The 15,430-nt window shown below is 63.8% G+C and carries 17 protein-coding genes; 12 read left to right on the top strand and 5 right to left on the bottom strand.

Translation table 11 applies throughout. The annotated features are described in order from the left end of the window. The first annotated feature begins 271 nt into the window (after positions 1-271). Positions 272-1,693, top strand: a complete 1,422-nt coding sequence (hpnJ, locus tag BFD71_RS05680; RefSeq protein ID WP_069262284.1) for a hopanoid biosynthesis associated radical SAM protein HpnJ — start codon at positions 272-274, stop codon at positions 1,691-1,693. A 251-nt stretch (positions 1,694-1,944) separates the two neighbouring features. Then, a complete protein-coding gene (locus BFD71_RS05675) occupies positions 1,945-3,639 on the top strand; it encodes a hybrid sensor histidine kinase/response regulator (protein ID WP_069262283.1) in 1,695 nt (564 codons plus the stop codon). Here BFD71_RS05675 and BFD71_RS41325 read toward each other — a convergent pair. The 4 genes from BFD71_RS41325 to BFD71_RS05660 form a co-directional block, all read right to left on the bottom strand. Beyond that, positions 3,636-3,791, bottom strand: a complete 156-nt coding sequence (locus BFD71_RS41325) for a hypothetical protein (protein ID WP_169739106.1) — start codon at positions 3,789-3,791, stop codon at positions 3,636-3,638. The genes BFD71_RS05675 and BFD71_RS41325 overlap by 4 nt on opposite strands. A 347-nt stretch (positions 3,792-4,138) precedes the next feature. After that, positions 4,139-4,399 (bottom strand): DUF1488 domain-containing protein, encoded by a 261-nt coding sequence (locus BFD71_RS05670; protein WP_028204289.1) that lies wholly within the window; start codon positions 4,397-4,399, stop codon positions 4,139-4,141. Between the two features lie 81 nt (positions 4,400-4,480). Beyond that, positions 4,481-4,744: a hypothetical protein gene (locus BFD71_RS05665; RefSeq protein WP_069262282.1), complete on the bottom strand. Its 264-nt coding sequence runs from the start codon at positions 4,742-4,744 to the stop codon at positions 4,481-4,483. 83 nt (positions 4,745-4,827) lie between these two features. After that, positions 4,828-6,084: an MFS transporter gene (locus tag BFD71_RS05660; protein ID WP_069262281.1), complete on the bottom strand. Its 1,257-nt coding sequence runs from the start codon at positions 6,082-6,084 to the stop codon at positions 4,828-4,830. Positions 6,085-6,241: 157 nt separating this feature from the next. On the opposite strand from BFD71_RS05660, the gene sufB reads away from it, so the two are divergent. The 9 genes from sufB to BFD71_RS05615 all read left to right on the top strand — a co-directional run bounded on the left by sufB (position 6,242) and on the right by BFD71_RS05615 (position 13,401). Continuing rightward, a complete protein-coding gene (sufB, locus tag BFD71_RS05655) occupies positions 6,242-7,690 on the top strand; it encodes a Fe-S cluster assembly protein SufB (RefSeq protein ID WP_069262280.1) in 1,449 nt (482 codons plus the stop codon). Between the two features lie 13 nt (positions 7,691-7,703). After that, positions 7,704-8,516 carry a Fe-S cluster assembly ATPase SufC gene (sufC, locus tag BFD71_RS05650; protein WP_069262279.1) on the top strand — a complete coding sequence of 271 codons (813 nt, stop codon included), beginning with the start codon at positions 7,704-7,706 and terminating at the stop codon, positions 8,514-8,516. Continuing rightward, positions 8,513-9,838: a Fe-S cluster assembly protein SufD gene (gene sufD / locus BFD71_RS05645; protein ID WP_069262278.1), complete on the top strand. Its 1,326-nt coding sequence runs from the start codon at positions 8,513-8,515 to the stop codon at positions 9,836-9,838. The genes sufC and sufD overlap by 4 nt, the downstream gene beginning before the upstream one ends. Next, positions 9,835-11,088, top strand: coding sequence for a cysteine desulfurase (locus tag BFD71_RS05640; RefSeq protein ID WP_069262277.1), 1,254 nt, complete (start codon positions 9,835-9,837; stop codon positions 11,086-11,088). Before sufD ends, BFD71_RS05640 begins: the two co-directional genes overlap by 4 nt. Further along, positions 11,085-11,537, top strand: a complete 453-nt coding sequence (gene sufU / locus BFD71_RS05635) for a Fe-S cluster assembly sulfur transfer protein SufU (protein WP_069262276.1) — start codon at positions 11,085-11,087, stop codon at positions 11,535-11,537. The genes BFD71_RS05640 and sufU overlap by 4 nt, the downstream gene beginning before the upstream one ends. 28 nt (positions 11,538-11,565) lie before the next feature. Then, complete coding sequence (locus BFD71_RS05630; RefSeq protein ID WP_083245094.1) at positions 11,566-11,892, top strand: SUF system Fe-S cluster assembly protein; 327 nt, start codon at positions 11,566-11,568, stop codon at positions 11,890-11,892. A gap of 1 nt (position 11,893) precedes the next feature. Beyond that, the gene (locus tag BFD71_RS05625) at positions 11,894-12,226 is read left to right on the top strand and encodes a non-heme iron oxygenase ferredoxin subunit (protein ID WP_069262274.1); all 333 of its coding nucleotides are present in this window, start codon (positions 11,894-11,896) and stop codon (positions 12,224-12,226) included. Positions 12,227-12,369: 143 nt separating this feature from the next. Beyond that, positions 12,370-12,585, top strand: a complete 216-nt coding sequence (locus BFD71_RS05620; protein WP_069262273.1) for a hypothetical protein — start codon at positions 12,370-12,372, stop codon at positions 12,583-12,585. Positions 12,586-12,654: 69 nt separating this feature from the next. Continuing rightward, positions 12,655-13,401 carry an SDR family NAD(P)-dependent oxidoreductase gene (locus tag BFD71_RS05615; protein WP_069262272.1) on the top strand — a complete coding sequence of 249 codons (747 nt, stop codon included), beginning with the start codon at positions 12,655-12,657 and terminating at the stop codon, positions 13,399-13,401. Positions 13,402-13,436: 35 nt separating this feature from the next. On the opposite strand, the gene BFD71_RS40325 is transcribed toward BFD71_RS05615, so the two are convergent. Beyond that, positions 13,437-13,622, bottom strand: coding sequence for a hypothetical protein (locus tag BFD71_RS40325; RefSeq protein WP_141710580.1), 186 nt, complete (start codon positions 13,620-13,622; stop codon positions 13,437-13,439). A gap of 133 nt (positions 13,623-13,755) precedes the next feature. Between BFD71_RS40325 and BFD71_RS05610 the strand changes: the two genes are divergently transcribed. Further along, positions 13,756-15,426, top strand: a complete 1,671-nt coding sequence (locus BFD71_RS05610) for a phospholipase C (RefSeq protein WP_083245073.1) — start codon at positions 13,756-13,758, stop codon at positions 15,424-15,426. The last annotated feature ends 4 nt before the right edge of the window (positions 15,427-15,430 follow it).

Raw genomic sequence — 15,430 nt, 5'->3', positions numbered from 1 at the left:
TCCCGCGTTGGAGCGCTGTGAATGCTGCTGCGGCTGTCAAAAAATATAGTACAGAAAGCATCGCTCATGCCGACGAATGCGGTTGTTCTGCAGTGTTCCAACCGGCGGCGGCCTTGTTAAGTGGGGGTTTCGATAAGTGGTACAGACATTATTTCGACGTGCCGCGGCAGCAAGTCGTAGTATTCTTGACCCGGGCAAAGCTGCCATCCAGCAAAGTGTCATGTTTTTGTAGGCTTCGAGACAAATTCACGATTTTTCTCCGAGGGCATTCATGAAAACGCTGTTTCTGCAGGCACCTTCGTACGAAGGCTTCGATGGCGGCGCGGGCTCGCGCTTTCAAACGAAGCGCGAAATCCGCTCGTTCTGGTATCCCACGTGGCTCGTTCAGCCCGCCGCGCTGGTCGAAGGCAGCCGCGTGGTGGATGCTCCCGCAGACGACCTGACGCTCGAAGCGACCCTGGATATTGCACAGGAATACGAACTCATTATCATTCACACGAGTTCGCCCTCGTTCCAGAGCGACATCCAGTTCGCCGAGCACCTGAAGCGGCGCAAGAGCACGGTCCTCATCGGCATGATCGGCGCCAAGGTGGCGGTCGATCCGCATGGTTCACTGACTGCGAGCGACGCGCTCGATTTCGTGTGCCGCGAAGAATTCGATTTCACCTGCCTCGAGATCTCCCAGGGGCGGCCGTTCGAATCGATCCTGGGCCTGAGCTATCGGCTGCCCGACGGCGGCATCATGCACAACGACGCGCGGCCGATCCTCGAAGACATGGATCAGCTTCCTTTCGTCTCGCCGATCTACAAGCGCGACCTCACGCCCGAGCATTATTTCAGCGGCTATCTCAAGCATCCGTATCTCTCGCTCTACACGGGGCGCGGCTGCAAGTCCCGCTGCACCTTTTGCCTCTGGCCGCATACGGTGGGGGGGCATCGTTATCGCACGCGCTCGGTCGAGCACGTGCTGGAAGAGGTGAAATGGATTCGGGACAACATGCCCGAAATCAAGGAGATCATGTTCGACGACGACACGTTCACCGATCTCAGGCCGCGCGCCGAAGAGATCGCGCGCGGGCTGGGCAAGCTGGGCGTGACGTGGTCGTGCAACGCCAAGGCGAACGTACCGTACTCGACGCTCAAGGTGATGAAGGACAACGGCTTGCGTCTGTTGCTCGTGGGCTTCGAATCCGGCGACGACCAGATTCTCGTGAACGTCAAGAAGGGCGTGCGCACGGACTTCGCGCGCCAGTTCAGCGAGGCTTGCCGCAAGCTCGGCATCAAGATTCACGGGACCTTCATCCTCGGGTTGCCGGGCGAGACGCACGAAACGATCCAGAAGACCATTCAGTACGCAAAAGAGATCAATCCCCATACCATCCAGGTCTCGCTCGCCGCGCCTTATCCCGGTACCGTGCTTCATAAGCAGGCGGTCGAAAATGGCTGGCTGAACGATACCAAGGTCATCACGCTCATCAATTCGGCCGGTACGCAGGCCTCGACGATCGGCTATCCGCACCTGTCGCGCGAAGAGATCTACCTTGGCGTCGAGGAGTTCTACAAGCGCTTTTATTTCCGGCCGTCGAAGATCTGGGAGATCGTCCGCGAGATGCTGGTGAGTTGGGAAATGATGAAGCGGCGCCTGCAGGAGGGCGCAGAGTTCTTCAAATATCTCCGCGCGCGCAAGGTCTGAAGCAGCAGCGTCCCCTTCGAAAAAAACGCCCGGAATTCCGGGCGTTTTTGTCACTCGCCGTCACTGTTTCCGTTTTTTTCGTCCGCTGTATTGCGCGTAATTCGCGCTGCGGTGTGCAGTGAGCACCTGTCCGGAATGCTGCCATTACGAACATCCTGCGGCAATTAACATTCTCTTCGGCGGTGCATAAAATGTCTCAGCCCCATTACCACGACATAAATAGCTTCATCGGGCCACCGGAGGAGACCGCAATGGCACCGAAACGCAGGTCGCCCGCTATCGCCGATATCGATGCGCGACCGTCTCGCGCGCCCGACCATGCGCGCGAGAACCAGGCGCTTCTCGCGTTGGTCACCGCGCAACTGGACTCGCGCGAAGTGCTGTTGCAGAGGATTGCAGACTTTGCGATGCGTTTGTGCTGCGCGCAATCGGCCGGCATCAGTTTGCTGGAGCGCGAAGGCGAAGAGCGCTACTTTCGCTGGCACAGCGTGGCCGGCAAGTTCGCGAACCTGTGCGGAAGCCGAATCCATTGGAGCGACTGTCCGTGCGCCGCCGTGCTCGAAGCCGGCAAGCCGCTGCTTTTCACCGCGTTGAGCGACGATTTCCCAATTCTCGCCCCCGCATGCGCCGACGTCCAGGAGGCGCTCATTCTGCCTATCGTTTCGAAAGGGCGGCCACTGGGCGCGATCTGGGTCGCCTCGCTCGAGGAACGATCGCGTTTCTCCCGCGAAGACCAGCGGGTGCTCGGCGAGTTTGCCGCCGTGGCCGGCTCGGCGCTCGATCTGGTCGAGGCGCGCGACCATAGCCGCATGCAGACACAGCGCTATTCGGAAGTGATCGCCGTGCTCGCACACGAGTTCCGCAATCCGCTCGCGCCGCTCGAAAACGCGTTTCAGGCGCTCCAGATGATCTGCAAAGATCGCGCGCCGCAGCGCGAATACTTCGCGGTTGCGCAGCGCCAGATCGCGCAGCTCAAACGTCTGATGGACGAACTACAGGATGCGTCGCGCCTGGACCATGACAAGTTGAACGTCGATCCCACCGATGCGTCGTTGAACGAAATCCTCTCCGACGCGCTCGCCTCCATCCGCGAGCGTGTGCAGGCGCGCAGGCATACGCTGAGCGTGCGGCCGCTTGCCGGCGACCTGCGGTTGTTCGCAGACCCGACGCGGCTCACGCAGGTGATCGTGAACCTGCTTTCCAATGCCGTGCGCTATACGCCTGACGGCGGCGAGATTACGCTCGTCGTCGAACAGAAGAGCACGGGCGGCGCGCGCTGTGTCGAGATCTCGATTCGCGACAACGGCATCGGGATCGACCCGGCCGTGCTCTCGCGCATTTTCGAGCCGTTTGCGCAATTCGCGGGCAAGAGCGCGCGGCTGGAAGGGGGCCTCGGCATCGGACTTCCCATTGCGCAGCGTCTCGCACAGTTGCATGGCGGCGAGATTCTCGTGACGAGCGAGGGAATCGGACGCGGCACGCTGGCGCGCCTCTCGATTCCCGTGCGAACCGGCAGCGCCGAAACCGTCAAGCCGCTCCCCGCCGTGCTGGCGGGCAACGGCCCGGCGCGCGTGCTCATCGTCGACGACAATGCCGACGCGTGTTTCGCACTCGGCGCGTTGCTCGAACTGGAAGGGCATGAAGTCAGAACGGCCGGCGACGGCGCGAGCGCACTGACTATGCTGAGGCAATGGAAGCCGCATCTTGCGCTCGTCGATATCGGCATGCCGGGCATGAACGGCTACGAACTGGCGGAGCGCATGCGCGCCATGCCGGATCACGCCAACGTGATGCTGGTCGCGCTGAGCGGGCATGTTTCGGACAGCGACCGGGCGGCGGCGCTGGCGGCCGGTTTCCATGCGCATCTCGCGAAGCCCGCCGATATCGGACGGCTGCGCACCATGCTCCAGATGTGCGCGCAAGACGGCTGGCGTATGACTGGCTAGCGCAGGTGCGAAGAGCGGATGCCGTTGTGGTGGTGGAGGTTGCGCAACAGACTTGCGCGGCGCCGTTCGCGGCGATAGTGCGCAATCACGGCCGTGGCCGCGATGACCAATACCATGACGCCGATGGCGGTTCCCCACTGTAATGCGTCCATGTCTGCCTCCTTGTCACGTCAGGGCCGTCGCGTCGAGGCGAACGGGTTCAAGCGTAGTGCGGCTGGCAGGTGCGTTCCGCGGCAAGCGCCGGGGGAAACAACGCGACGCACACGAAAGGGTGGCGCTGGTCGCGGACGCAAGAAAAGATTAGCCGATTGCGATGCGCAATTGAACCGAGCGGCAGTGTACGGATGCCAGCCATTATGGACACCTCGGCTTCGCCAGACTTGCACCCGGGCGAGCGCTCTTCAGTTCTTTGGGAAGTCTCGAGCCCTGCCGGGAGCAGGCCCGTTCGGCTGACGACTCGAACCCGGTTGCGATTGCCATTGCGCTTGCGTCGGCGCGCTTACTCGAGATCGCGCGTTTCGAGCTCCACGGACTGGCCCCCGTTTTTCTCCAGCGCGTGCCGCGCGGCCAGTTCGATGCTCGGGCGGTTTGCCTCGAAGGCGCTCAATAGCGCATGCGCCGATGTGCCGGTGTTGCCGAAGCGGTCGTTCAGCGCGTCGAGCGACACGCTGCACCATACCGGGCGGTTGTCCACGTTGGCTTCGAACGCGACGCGTGCGGCAGCCACAGCGTGACGGCGACTCGTGAATTCGATTCTCATCCTGGTCCTCCGTGAGTTCTATTGTTAAAGGGTAGAGCCTGGCGCAGCCAGGGGTGAGTCCTATTTGCGCTTCTTTTTGTGCTATTTGGCCTGAGCGTCGCTGGCGGGGTCGCTGCGCATCATCTTGTCGTGGGTGGCGGGCCCCTTGGGTTTCTTCACAGGCATGTTATCGGGGTTGGCGGGGTTCGATTCGCTTGCCGTGCCTGGCACGGCTGCCGGCGGTTTCACCATCGGCGGCGCAGGGGGATGAGCGGGCGTTTGGGTCTGTGCGTTGACGGACAACGAGGAGGCGGCGAGCGCCAAACAGGCGATCGCGCCCCAGACGGGAACATGCAGTGGCTTCATGGCTCCTCCCTGGTCTTCATCGTCATGCCCTGCAAGGTGCCGCGAATCGCGTGCCCGCAAGCGTGGACGTGCGGCCATCGTCGTCAGTGAAACAACGCCGACGTGTCGACGTCGGCGAGTTGTTCCAGTTCGTCGCGGCGCATGTCGCACGACCCGCGGATGGTCGCGCCCTGCGTGACCCAGATGGCCAACGCGACGACGGCGAGGCTGCCGAGCGCGAGAAACGCCGCTGGATAGCCGAAGCGGTTGGCGAGCCACCCGCCCAGCAGCGGACTCAGGCAGCCGCCCGCTGCCTGCACCGCGAGCACCGCACCCTGACCGAGATTCACGCGGCCGCTGCCATGCAGCAAATGCACCACGAGCGCGGGGATGGCGACGCTCTGCAAACCGGAGCCGAGACCGTCGAGGACCTGCACGGGCAGGATGCCCCACGGCGACGCCAGCCACGCGGCGAACACGCCGCGCAGCGGCAGCGTGAGGAGCGTCGCGAGAATGACCCGCCAGAAGCCCCAGCGGCGAATGATGCGGCTTGCGAAGACCGCGGCCGTGAGCATCACGATCTGCGAGATGATGATGTTGGCGGCGGTGATCTGGTTAGCGTCGCCGTGATGGGCTGCCGCGACGGCAAGACTATAGAGCGGCAGCATGGCGGAATTGCCGAGACTGAACGCGGCAAGCGACGCCGCGAGCAACAGCAGGGGGCGGCAATGCAACAACATGCGCATGCGTTCGGCGCGCACCTGCGAACGATCTTTTTCGTCGTCGTGCACGAGGCCGCGCGCGTAGTGCCGGTGCACCGAACGCGGGGGAATGAGCAGCACGGACGCGATACACGCGAGACCGAATGCCGCGCCCAGCACGAACACATAGGCAATGCCGAGCCACCATCCGAGCGCGCCGGACAACGCCGCGGCGATGATGTTGCCGGCATGGTTCGCGACCTGGTTGCGCCCGTATTGCCGGTCGAAGTTCTTGCGGCCGACCATGCCGAGCGTCAATCCCGTCAACGCGGGGCCCATGACCGAACCCCCGACGGCTGTGGCGATCTGCGAAAACGCGATCGGCCAGTAGCCGTGCGAAAGCCAGATGACGCAAGCGGCCACGATGGTCAACAGGCTGGCGCCGACGACCACCGCGCGGCGGTGATAAATGGCGTCGACGAGCGCGCCGCCGGGCACTGTCGCGAGCGTGCCGATCACCGCGCCCATGGTCAGCACGGTGCCGATCGTTTCCGGCGTCCAGCCATGGGCCTGGAGATAGATGCCGAGAAAGGGGCCCGCGCCCGCCTGCACGTCCGCGGCGAAGAAACTGACGGCCAGTAGTGGAAGGGTCGGCTTCACGCGGATGCGTTGTCATTTCTCTCTTGTCAACAGGGTCTTCCGCATCGCGCGTGCCTGCTTCGCGCCTTATGTGCTCTGCTTAAACCCCGGCCATGCCAGGGTTTTGCCAGGGGTTCTAGAATGAGCTCATGAGTGTAAAGGAGACCGTAATAACGTCATGGATACACAAGCGAAAACATTCGAGGAATTGCTGCGGCGGGAATATCGTCACGGTTTCGTTTCGGACGTGCAGTCGGACACGTTGCCGCGCGGTTTGTCCGAGGACGTGATCCGTCTTATCTCGGCGCGCAAGCAGGAGCCGGACTTCATGCTCGAATGGCGGCTCGCCGCCTACCGGCATTGGCTCACGATGGCCGAGCCGCATTGGGCGAGCATCGAACACCCGCCCATCGACTTCCAGGACATCGCCTACTACTCGGCGCCGCTTACCCAGGCAAACCGCCCGAAGAGCCTCGCCGAAGTCGATCCGGAACTCCTGCGCACCTACGAAAAGCTCGGCGTGCCGCTGCAGGAGCGCGAGATGCTCGCGGGGGTGGCCGTGGACGCGGTATTCGACAGCGTGTCGGTCGCCACGACGTTCCGGCGGCAGCTGGGCGAGCTTGGCATCGTCTTCTGCTCGTTTTCGGAAGCGGTGCGCGACCATCCGGACCTCGTGCGCCAGTATCTCGGCTCGGTCGTGCCGTACACCGACAACTTCTTTGCGACGCTCAACTCGGCTGTCTTCAGCGATGGCTCGTTCTGCTATATCCCGCCGGGCGTGCGCTGCCCGATGGAGTTGTCCACGTACTTCCGCATCAACGCGCGCAACACGGGCCAGTTCGAGCGCACGCTCATCGTGGCCGACAAGGGCGCTTACGTGAGCTACCTGGAAGGCTGCACCGCGCCGATGCGCGACGAAAAACAGCTGCACGCCGCCGTGGTGGAACTCGTCGCGCTGGAAGGCGCGCAAATCCGCTATTCGACGGTGCAGAACTGGTATCCGGGCGACGCGCATGGGCGCGGCGGCATCTACAACTTCGTGACGAAGCGCGGCGACTGCCGCGAGGCGAACGCGCGGATTTCGTGGACCCAGGTCGAAACCGGCTCCGCCATTACGTGGAAGTATCCGAGCGTGATCTTGCAGGGCGACAATTCGATCGGCGAGTTCTATTCGGCGGCGCTCACCAATCACTATCAGCAGGCCGATACCGGTACGAAGATGGTGCATATCGGTCGCAACACGCGCAGCACGATTCTCTCGAAGGGCATCTCGGCCGGCCGCGGCAAGAACGCCTATCGAGGCCTCGTGAAAATGGCGCGCTCGGCCGAGAACGCGCGCAACTACACGCAGTGCGATTCGCTGCTGCTCGGCGATCGCTGCAGCGCCTTCACGTTTCCGTATATCGAGGTGAAGAACCCGAGCGGGAAAGTCGAGCACGAAGCATCGACGTCGCGGATCGGCGAAGACCAGTTGTTCTATTGCCGCCAGCGCGGGCTCAGTGAAGAGGACGCGGTGTCGATGATCGTCAACGGCTTCTGCAAGGACGTGCTCAAGGAGTTGCCGATGGAATTCGCCGTGGAAGCGCAGAAGCTGCTGGGCGTGAGCCTGGAAGGCAGTGTAGGTTGAGAGGGAGAAAAGGATGCTGGAAATCCGCAATCTGAATGTCGAAGTGGAAAGCAAGCCGATTCTGCGCGGAGTGGATTTACGCGTGAATGCGGGCGAGGTTCACGCGATCATGGGGCCGAACGGCTCCGGCAAAAGCACACTCGCCCATGTGCTGGCGGGGCGCGAGCAATACGTGGTCACGGGGGGCAGCGTGCACTACGACGGCTGCGACCTGCTCGCGCTTGCGCCCGACGAGCGCGCGCGCCGCGGGCTCTTTCTCGCGTTTCAGTATCCGGTGGAAATACCGGGCGTGAGCAATATCTATCTGCTCAAGGCCGCGCTCAACGCGCAGCGCAAGCATCGTGGCGAGGCGGAACTCGACGCCATGGACTTTCTCGCACTGGTGAAGGAAAAAATGGCGGCCATGGAGATGAAGGAAGACCTGCTCTACCGGGGCGTGAACGAAGGGTTTTCGGGCGGCGAGAAAAAGCGCAACGAGGTGCTGCAGATGACGGTGCTGGAGCCGCGTCTCGCCATTCTCGACGAGACCGATTCCGGGCTCGATATCGACGCGTTGCAACTCGTCGCCCGTGGTGTGAACCAGATGCGCAGCGCGGACCGGGCCATCGTGCTCGTGACGCACTATCAGCGCCTGCTCGACTACATCGTGCCGGACCAGGTACACGTGCTTTCACAGGGGCGCATCGTGCGCTCGGGTTCGCATGAGCTTGCGCTCGAGCTGGAGCGCAAGGGTTATGGCTGGCTCGGCGGGCAGGATGGCGACGAACCGGCAGCGGGGCAGGGCGCCGGCACGCAACACACGGCAGCCGCCAGGGAGCAACGATGAGCGAATCAACGCGCGAGCATTACCGCGACGCCTTCCGCACGATGGCGGGGACGCTGGCTGGCGTCGAGCTGCCGTGGTTGCGCAAGGCGAGACGGCACGCGTTCGACCGGTTCGAGACGCTGGGCTTTCCCGGCACGCAACTCGAAGCGTGGAAATACACCAATGTGATGCCGATTGCGAAGCCGCATTGGCATTTCATGCCTTCGGACGGCGAGCAGACCGACTACGCCCGCCTGATCGACGACCTCGTGCCCGCCGACGCGGGCGGGCGTATCGTGTTCGTGAACGGCCGCCACGTGCCGAAGCTCTCGTCGTTGCCGCCCTTGCCGGAAGGCGCGTTCGTCGGCACGCTCGCGCAGGCAATGCGCAGGATTCCTGAGCGGGTCGAATCGATCATGGCGCGGCGTGCGCCCGAGGACGGCTTTGCGGCGCTCAACGGCGCGTTTCGCAGCGACGGCTACATGGTCGTGCTGCCGCCCGGCTGCGCGCTGGACTGGCCGCTGCACGTGCTGTTCTTCAGCAGCGAGGCTGCGCTTGCCATGCATCCGTTCAACGCGGTGGTCGCGGAGCGCGGGGCGCGTTGCTCGATCGTCGAGCAGTTCGCGGGCATTACCGACGAAGCCTATTTCGTCAACACCGCCACGGAAATCGTCGCCGACGAAGAGGCCGACGTTCAGCATTGCCGCATCCAGCAGGAGGCGCGCAGCGCGTTTCATATCGCGCACGTCGGTGTTTCGCAGCGGCGGGCGAGCCACTTCACCTCGCACTCGTTCGCGTTCGGCGGCGCGTTGTCGCGTACGCAGATCGACACGCGTCTGGACGCAGAAGACGCGCAAGTCGACCTGAACGGCCTGTATTTCGTGAGCGCGCGGCAGCACGTGGATCATCACACGCGCATCGACCATGAGATGCCGCGCGGCACCAGCCGGGAATACTATCGCGGCGTGCTCGACGGCGCGTCGCATGCGGTGTTCGACGGCCGCGTGATCGTGCATCAGGACGCGCAGCAGACGAATGCGCATCAAGGCAACGACAATCTGCTGCTCTCGCGTAACGCCGAGATCGACACGAAGCCCCAACTGGAGATTCACGCCGACGACGTGAAGTGCACGCACGGCGCGACCGTCGGCCAGCTCGACGAGAGCCCGCTCTTTTACCTGCGCTCGCGCGGCATAGACGAGCGCATGGCGCGCGCGCTCCTCGTGTGGTCGTTCGCGCGCGTGAGCGTGGATCGCGTGGAAAGCGCCGCGCTGCGCGGCCGGCTCACGCAACAGTTGCTCGCGCGCCTGCCCGGTGGCGAGTACCTGCGGGGACTGTCATGAATCTACTCGAACCGGTGGGCATTCCCGACGCCGAAGCGGTCGTGGCCTGGCGCCGCGACTTTCCGATTCTGCGGGAAAGCGTGCACGGCAAGCCGCTCGTGTACCTCGACAACGCGGCGACCACGCAGAAGCCCGCGAGCGTGATCGCCGCCGAGCAGGCCTATTACGAGCACGACAATGCCAACGTGCATCGCGGCGTGCATCTGCTGTCGCAGCGCGCGACCGATGCCTACGAGGGCGCCCGCGCGCGCATTGCGCGTTTTATTCACGCGACGCACGAGAAGGAGATCGTGTACACGCGCGGCACCACGGAAGCGATCAATCTGGTGGCGCAAAGCTACGCGCGGCCGCGCCTTGAGCCCGGCGACGAAGTGCTCATCACCGCGATGGAGCATCACTCGAATATCGTGCCGTGGCAACTTGTCTGCGCGCAGACCGGCGCGGTGCTGAAGGTGGCGCCGATCGACGACGACGGCACGCTCGACTTCGACGCCTACGCGCGCCTGCTCGGCTCACGCACGCGCATGGTGGCGGTGTCGCATGCGTCGAACGCGCTGGGCAGTGTCAATCCGCTTGCACAGATGATCGAACTTGCGCATGCGCGCGGCGTGCCGGTGCTGGTCGACGGCGCGCAGGCGATCGCGCATGTTCCCGTGGACGTAGTCGCGCTCGATTGCGACTTCTATGCGTTCTCGGGTCACAAGGTCTATGGCCCGACCGGCATTGGCGCGCTGTACGCGAAGTCTGCGCTACTGGAAGCCATGCCGCCATGGCAGGGCGGCGGCGACATGATCCGCTCCGTGACGTTCGAGAAGACCGAGTACAACGTGATTCCATGGCGGTTCGAAGCGGGCACGCCGAACATTGCGGGGGCGATCGGGCTCGGCGCGGCACTGGACTACATAAGTGCAATTGGCCTGGAAGTCGCGCAACGGCACGAGGCCGATCTGCTCGCGTATGCCGACGAAGCATTGCGTGGAATGCCTAACGTGCGAAGGATCGGAACGGCGAAAGAAAAACTCGGCATCCTCTCGTTCGTCATGGAGAACGCGCACGCCCACGACATCGGCACGATACTCGACCAGTGCGGCGTGGCGGTGCGCACGGGCCATCATTGCGCGATGCCGGTGATGGACCGCTATGGCGTGCCGGCCACGGTGCGCGCTTCGTTTGCGCTGTACAACACACGCGCCGAAGTCGACGCGCTGCTCGACGGCCTCGCGCGTGTAGAAGAGGTGTTCCCGCTATGAGCGATTTGCGCGACCTGTACCAGGAAACGATCTTCGACCACTACCGGCGGCCGCGGAACTGCCACACGGTGCCCGGCGCGACGCATAGCGCCGAAGGCTACAACCCGTTGTGCGGCGACCGCGTCACGTTGTATCTGCGTATCGAGGACGGCGTGGTCAAGGACGCCGGGTTCGAGGGCGCGGGGTGCGCGATCGCCACGGCTTCGGCTTCGTTGATGACCGAAGCGCTCAAGGGCCGCACGCAGGCGGAAGTCGAGGCGCTGTTCGAACGCTTCCACGCGATGGCGACGGCGCCTTCGGACCGCCCGGCCTCTGCCGAAGGTCTCGGCAAGCTCGCGGTGCTCGCGGGCGTGCGCGAATTTCCGGCGCGCATCAAATGCGCGACGCTGGCGTGGCACACGCTGCACGCCGCGTTGCGCGACGAGCGCGGAACCGTATCGACGGAATGAGGCCGCGCGGGCCTGGAGGCATATGACGATGAATACGCAAACGGTGAGCAACGACTTGCGCGAACGCGTGATCGACGCGTTGCGCTCGGTGTTCGATCCGGAGATACCGGTGAACATCTATGATCTGGGGCTCGTGTATCAACTCGACGTGGATGCCGAAACGGGGCACGTGATGATCCGCATGACGCTGACCGCGCCGGGCTGTCCGGTCGCGCAAACCTTCCCTGGCACGGTCGAAGAATACGTGAACGAAGTGGAAGGCGTGAGCGAAACGAACGTCGAGTTGGTTTGGGACCCGCCGTGGACGAGAGCGCGCATGTCCGAAGCGGCGCTGCTGCAACTGGGGATGCTCTGATATGGCCGACTGGGTGGACGTGGCGCCATACGCCGAGTTTGAACCGGGTTCCGTACGCAGCGTCGATGTGGACGGCACGGCGGTCGCCGTATTCAATCTCGAAGGGACCTGTTATGCGATCGAGGATACCTGTCCGCACGACGGCGGCGTGCTGACGGGCGGCGCCGTGGAGGGCGACGAGGTGATTTGCCCGCGCCATGGCGCCCGTTTTTGCATCAAGACGGGCAAGGTTCTCGCGCCGCCCGCGTATGAGGACGTCGCGGTGTTCGCAGTGCGCGTGGAAGCGGGCATGGTGCAAGTGCGCGATACACGCTGGGATGAGGGCTTTTCCTGAGAGCGGAAGCCATGCAGGCGCCTCACGCACAGTTGTCAGCGGCATAATGGCTGCGCGGATCGATGCAATGGCCGGTCGACTCAATCAAGTCGACCGCGCCGCATTCCGCGCTTTGCATGCGTTGCAACTATCGAGAGGCATCCATGAAGGCACTGTTCCATCTCGCAGCGGCCGCCGCGGCAGGCACGCTCGTCATGTTTTATCTGGACCCGGTTTCCGGGCCGCGTCGCCGCGCGAAGCTGCGCACGCCGCCGTTTTCGCGCCGTGGCGGCCGTGTGAACGCCCACGGCCACGCGGCTGAGCTGGGCGTAGACGGCGAACTGGCGGGCCCGGGCGGCGGCATTGGCACGGCGCCGTGATCGCGTCGAGGCGAGCGTCATGCGCAAGGGCGGCTGTAAAATGCAAACCGACCGCAGAAGGAGCCCACCATGTCCGCTCTGTTGCCCGACCTGAATCATCGCGTTGCGCTCGTGACTGGCGGCTCGCGCGGGATCGGGCGGGCCATTGCCCTGGCACTGGCTTCGGCTGGCGCGGCGGTTGGCGTGAACTACCGGCAGCGCGCTGACGAAGCGGACCAGGTCGTCGCGCAGATCGAAAGCGCCGGCGGCCGCGCGCTCGCGGTGCGCGCCGATGTGTCGTCGGCGAGTGACGTCACCAGCATGATTGGCGAGATCGAGCGCCGCCTCGGCGCGGTCGATGTGCTCGTGAACAACGCCGGCACGGGCACGTTCAGCGACATCGAGTCGATTACGGAGGCCGAATTCGACCATACGCTCGCCGTCAATCTCAAGTCGGCGTTTCTTTGCACGCAGGCGGTGCTGCCCGGCATGCGCGCACGCCGCTGGGGCCGCATCGTCAATCTTTCGTCCGTCGCCGCGCGCGGCGCAGGCCTCGTCGGCATTCATTACAACGCATCGAAGGCGGGTCTCGAAGGCTTGACGCGTGGCTACGCCTCACGCGTGGCACGGGAAGGCGTGACCGTGAACGCCGTGGCGCCGGGACCCATCGACACGGAGATGGCCGCGCCGCTGAAAGCCGCGAACATCGCCGAGCGGCTGCCCGTCGGCCGCCTCGGTGAAGCCGATGAGGTCGCACAGGTCGTGTTGATGGTGGTCGGCAACGGCTTCGTCACGGGGCAAACCATTGCCGTCAACGGCGGCGTTAGTTTCATCTAGGCCGCCTGTTCCATTGCCGGCCGCCGCACTGCGGCTCAATTCATTTTATTCAGCTCGTTTGCTAACCGGCGCGCCCGGTGAGCAATCTTCATACCTGAAATCCCGGTGGCCTTTATCGTTGCGTCGGCAACTGAGCGTGCCAATCGAATGCCGAGTGCCGATTCAGCGCCAAACTTTCCAATCGAAAATATTTCGTAAGGAGTCTGACGCTGAGCATTCATAACCCGATGCTTTAATCCTCATGCCGTGTAGCCTCCGCATTCAGCTGGCATGAGCGCCACGATGCGAGCTGCATAACGCCTTCACCCGGCTTCACGGTGATCCCGACAATACGAAACCAACCAGGAGCCGAAAATGCAATGGCGTCACGTCGCAGTTGGTTCGCTCACAGCCGCAGCATTCGCATCGACAATTGCGTGGAGTGCTGGTGACGATCACGACAAGAATCATCCGGAACACAATCACACCGCCACTCCGATCAAGCACCTGGTCGTGATTTATGGCGAGAACGTCTCGTTCGACCATTACTTCGCGACCTACCCGCATGCGACCAACCCGTCCGGCGAGCCAGCATTCAAGGCGCAACCGGGCACGCCCGAAGTGAACGGTCTGACGGGCACGCTGCTGACGAAGAATCCGAACTTCACGAATGCGGCCAATGGCACGGGCGCTGCCAATCCGTTCCGTCTGGATCGGACCCAGGCGGCCACGGCCGACCAGAACCACGCCTATACGGCCGAGCAGCAGGCGTACGACGACGGCCATGCCGACCTCTTCCCGTTGTACACGGGTAACGGCACGAGCGGCGGCGCCGGCGCGTTCGGCACGAAGGGCCAGGTGATGGGCTACTACGACGGCAACACCGTCACGGCGCTGTGGAACTACGCGCAGCACTTCGCGATGAGCGATAACGCCTATACGTCGACCTACGGTCCGTCGACGCCCGGTGCGCTCGAAGTGGTCTCGGGCCAGACCAACGGCATGAAGGTTGTGCTCACGACCAAGAAGCCTTCGACCGCCGGTTCGTACTATGTGAACGACGGGCAGAACGGTTTTACGATGATCAACGACGTCGATCCGGCCTACGACCTCTGCTCGAGCGCGACCGACCAGGCGCAGATGACCGGCAAGAATATCGGCGACCTGCTGAACGCGCGTAGCGTTTCGTGGGGCGGCTTCATGGGAGGCTTCAACCTCGCGACGACGAACAGCAACGGCACGACCGGCTGCAAGCGCAGCACGGTCTCGCCGGTGGTGGGCTCGGCTACCGCCGACTATATTCCGCACCACAACTGGTTCCAGTACTATGCTTCGACCTCGAACCCGCAGCATCTGCGTCCGAGCTCGCTCGCCGCGATCGGTCACACCGAGGGCAAGAACGGCAACCCCGACCCGGCGAATCACCAGTACGATACCGACGACTTCTTCGCTGCCGTGAAGGCGGGCAATTTCCCGTCGGTGAGCTTCCTGAAGGCTCCGGCCTACCAGGACGGCCACGCCGGTTATTCGGATCCGCTCGACGAGCAGGCTTTCGTCACGAAGGTCGTGAACTTCCTGCAGGATCAGCATGACTGGGAAGATACGGCCGTGATCGTGGCATGGGATGACTCGGACGGCTGGTACGACCATGCCTACGCGCAGCCCACCAGCGCTTCGTACGACAGCGTGGCCGACCAGCTGACGGCCGCCGGCATCTGCGGCACGGGTTCGGCGCCCGCCGGCCTGAACGGCAAGCCCGTGAACGGCCGCTGCGGTCCGGGCACGCGCATTCCGTTCGTCGTGATCTCGCCGTGGGCGCGCGAGAACTACGTCGACCATACGCTGATCGACCAGGCGTCCGTGGTGCGTTTCATCGAAGACAACTGGCTTGACGGTCAGCGCATCGGCGGCGGTTCGTTCGATGCGACGGCAGGCAGCATCATGGGCATGTTCGACTTCGACCGCCGCGGCCGCGGCCACGAAGATCGCAGGCTGTACCTCGATCCGACGACGGGCGTGGTGCTCGACAAGGCACCGAAGGTTTGACCGT

Origin of the sequence: Paraburkholderia nodosa (genome assembly GCF_001718195.1) — a bacterium.
In the GTDB taxonomy this organism is placed as follows: Bacteria; Pseudomonadota; Gammaproteobacteria; order Burkholderiales; family Burkholderiaceae; genus Paraburkholderia; species Paraburkholderia nodosa_A.
Note: the sequence above shows the minus strand (reverse complement) of the source record. Positions and strands in the feature narration are given on the sequence as shown.

Coding starts and splice junctions, on each gene's coding strand:
- BFD71_RS05615 (WP_069262272.1), top strand. CDS start 12,655: ATGTCCGCTCTGTTGCCCGACCTGAATCATCGCGTTGCGCTCGTGACT.
- BFD71_RS05665 (WP_069262282.1), bottom strand. CDS start 4,744: ATGAAGCCACTGCATGTTCCCGTCTGGGGCGCGATCGCCTGTTTGGCG.
- hpnJ (WP_069262284.1), top strand. CDS start 272: ATGAAAACGCTGTTTCTGCAGGCACCTTCGTACGAAGGCTTCGATGGC.
- sufB (WP_069262280.1), top strand. CDS start 6,242: ATGGATACACAAGCGAAAACATTCGAGGAATTGCTGCGGCGGGAATAT.
- BFD71_RS05640 (WP_069262277.1), top strand. CDS start 9,835: ATGAATCTACTCGAACCGGTGGGCATTCCCGACGCCGAAGCGGTCGTG.
- BFD71_RS40325 (WP_141710580.1), bottom strand. CDS start 13,622: ATGAATGCTCAGCGTCAGACTCCTTACGAAATATTTTCGATTGGAAAG.
- sufU (WP_069262276.1), top strand. CDS start 11,085: ATGAGCGATTTGCGCGACCTGTACCAGGAAACGATCTTCGACCACTAC.
- BFD71_RS05675 (WP_069262283.1), top strand. CDS start 1,945: ATGGCACCGAAACGCAGGTCGCCCGCTATCGCCGATATCGATGCGCGA.
- BFD71_RS41325 (WP_169739106.1), bottom strand. CDS start 3,791: ATGGACGCATTACAGTGGGGAACCGCCATCGGCGTCATGGTATTGGTC.
- BFD71_RS05620 (WP_069262273.1), top strand. CDS start 12,370: ATGAAGGCACTGTTCCATCTCGCAGCGGCCGCCGCGGCAGGCACGCTC.
- sufC (WP_069262279.1), top strand. CDS start 7,704: ATGCTGGAAATCCGCAATCTGAATGTCGAAGTGGAAAGCAAGCCGATT.
- BFD71_RS05670 (WP_028204289.1), bottom strand. CDS start 4,399: ATGAGAATCGAATTCACGAGTCGCCGTCACGCTGTGGCTGCCGCACGC.
- sufD (WP_069262278.1), top strand. CDS start 8,513: ATGAGCGAATCAACGCGCGAGCATTACCGCGACGCCTTCCGCACGATG.
- BFD71_RS05630 (WP_083245094.1), top strand. CDS start 11,566: ATGAATACGCAAACGGTGAGCAACGACTTGCGCGAACGCGTGATCGAC.
- BFD71_RS05610 (WP_083245073.1), top strand. CDS start 13,756: ATGCAATGGCGTCACGTCGCAGTTGGTTCGCTCACAGCCGCAGCATTC.
- BFD71_RS05625 (WP_069262274.1), top strand. CDS start 11,894: ATGGCCGACTGGGTGGACGTGGCGCCATACGCCGAGTTTGAACCGGGT.